At 58.6% G+C, this 2,248-nt stretch carries 3 protein-coding genes; all 3 read left to right on the forward strand.

Annotated features, from left to right (window positions below; translation table 11 throughout):
- Positions 1-40 precede the first annotated feature (40 nt).
- Positions 41-517, forward strand: coding sequence for a TM2 domain-containing protein (locus HMPREF3098_RS09720; RefSeq protein WP_070434983.1), 477 nt, complete (start codon positions 41-43; stop codon positions 515-517).
- 45 nt (positions 518-562) lie between these two features.
- Positions 563-1,417, forward strand: coding sequence for a TrmH family RNA methyltransferase (locus HMPREF3098_RS09725; RefSeq protein ID WP_070434984.1), 855 nt, complete (start codon positions 563-565; stop codon positions 1,415-1,417).
- Between the two features lie 172 nt (positions 1,418-1,589).
- Positions 1,590-1,799, forward strand: coding sequence for a hypothetical protein (locus HMPREF3098_RS11405; RefSeq protein ID WP_141739745.1), 210 nt, complete (start codon positions 1,590-1,592; stop codon positions 1,797-1,799).
- Positions 1,800-2,248: the final 449 nt, after the last annotated feature.

A 2,248-nucleotide genomic window follows, 5' to 3' on the forward strand; every position in this document is an offset into this window, starting at 1 on the left:
CACGCCCGCAAGCACACGCGAACGGAAGTAGGAGACGATTATGAGTCACCCATTTAATGGTGAACCTGCCCCTAATTATCCAGGCAACTCTAATCCCTACCGGGCACATTCCCACCCCGGGATGCCCACGCACCCTCGGACCGGGATGCCCGAATACAACCACCCGGATCTGTACCGCACGGGCGGGGTTATGCCTGGTGCTCATCCCGGTGTTGGGTACGGTTACGGGGTCCCGAGCGAGGTGCCGCCTGGCTATAACCAGAAGAACTGGGTCGTGGCCCTGCTGCTCGCGTTCTTTTTGGGAACCTTCGGCGCACACAATTTCTACCTGGGCCGTACGGGTCGTGCGTCCGTCCAGCTTGCGATGACTCTTCTCTCGTGGCTCACCGTGATTGTTTTGATCGGGTTCGTGGGATTGGCCATCGTTGGAATCTGGGTATTCGTGGACTTCTTACTGATCCTGACCGGAAGTGGGGGATATGACCGCGATTCCAACGGATTCCCCTTGGAACGCTAGTCCCGCGTCACGGACGGCGATGCCGCCCTCGGTACAGTAAGAGCTATGTCTGAGCAGGAGATCTTTACCGAACGTACCCCACGAATCGTTGCCGCCGCGAAATTGCACCGCGCCGCCGCGCGCCGGAAGGCTGGCCGATTCTTGGCCGAGGGAGAAAATGCTGTCACGTCGGCCCTCCAACACGGTTCGGTCATTGAAGTCTTTGTTACTGAATCTGCTGCTCAGCGCTTTTCTTCTTTGCTCGACGCCACCTCCTCCGCGCCTATTAATCTCATTTCACCCCGCGCGGCTGACCAACTCGCGGAAACCGTCACGACCACGGGTTTGTTTGCGCTGTGCAACTCTCAACTTGCGGACTTGGATGCGGTACTGGCTTCCGCGAAAAATAGCTTGCCGCTGATCTCGGTTCCCGTGGAAACCGCTGAACCGGGCAATGCCGGCACCATCATCCGTGTCTCCGATGCGCTGGGCGCCGCTGGCGTGATTTTCGCGGGGCAGTCAGTCGATCCTCAAGGCGGGAAAGCGGTTCGGGCTTCTGCGGGTAGTCTTTTCCACCTGCCCGTGGCCCGCGAAGCAGGTGTGGCCGAAGTGATCGATCGCCTCCACGAGGACGGCTTCACTGTCATGGCTACGGCAATGGACGGTGACGTTTCTTTGGATGAGGCCGTGGGGGCTGATCCTGGTGAGCAGCCCATTCTGGCGCAACCCACCGCGTGGCTCTTTGGCAACGAGGCCCATGGGCTGGGTCATTGGCAGGATTTGGCGGACTTGCGGGTCAGCATCCCAATGCGAGGCCGCGCCGAGTCGATGAACTTGGCCACAGCAGCATCAATTTGCCTCTACGAGTCTGCTACAGCGTTAGCGCGATTTAGTGGCGAGAGTCGCGCGCACGGTTCATAATTGACGCGGAGTTTCTACCCGGTAGCTTTTAATCAGAGAGGGGCGTTGCAGCCTTGGGTGTAATTAAGACCCTCATCGCTAAGCACAGTGTTCTAGCAACGATCGTCACCCCAATGGGCCGGAACCTGGACCGTACACGGTTTTGGTAGTTGATGATTCCACAGCCCTGGTCATGGCTAAGTCCAGTGGATCTCCGGGATCTCCAAAGGCGAAAACAGTGAGCCCCATCATCGCGCTCCACGATTCGTGGAAGGCGAAGTCGGGCCAGCACGTGACGATAAGTATCGACGCGCAACAAGCGTGGTGGCCTAGTGATACCGGCATGCCAATAGGGGCCCTGCGTGCGAATCAACAGACTATGCAGGAAATGCTTGTTGAATAGTGCTAGCGAGTGTTGAGAATACTTCGGGTAGAAGAATACTTCGCTCGGGTAGAGGTTCTGTACAGCAGGCATAGATTGGGTGGGTGCGGGAGTCTCTCCGCGCTTGGTCTCGTCCGGTTGTTCCCGCGTTGGCTCTCGTCCGGGGGGGATCTCGCGCTGGGCCTCGTGCGGGAGGGGATCGAGCGTTGGCTGTTGTGTCGGTGTTCTTGCGGCGAGCAATGAATGTGCAGCAGAAGTCGAACAAAAACGTGTTATTTTGTCGGAGTTCTGCTGCACATTGTGTGAACTGGTGTGTGTGAACTGGTGTGTGTGGTGGTGGGTGCAGGAGTCTCTCGCGTTGGGTCTCGTGCGGGAGGGGATCTCGCGCTGGGCCTCGTGCGGGGGGTCTTTGTGTTGGGTCTCGTGCGGTTGTTCCCGCGTTGAGTCTTGTGCCGATGCTCGCGCGTCGG

The organism is Corynebacterium sp. HMSC28B08, from assembly GCF_001806865.1.
GTDB classification, from domain to species: Bacteria; Actinomycetota; Actinomycetes; order Mycobacteriales; family Mycobacteriaceae; genus Corynebacterium; species Corynebacterium auriscanis.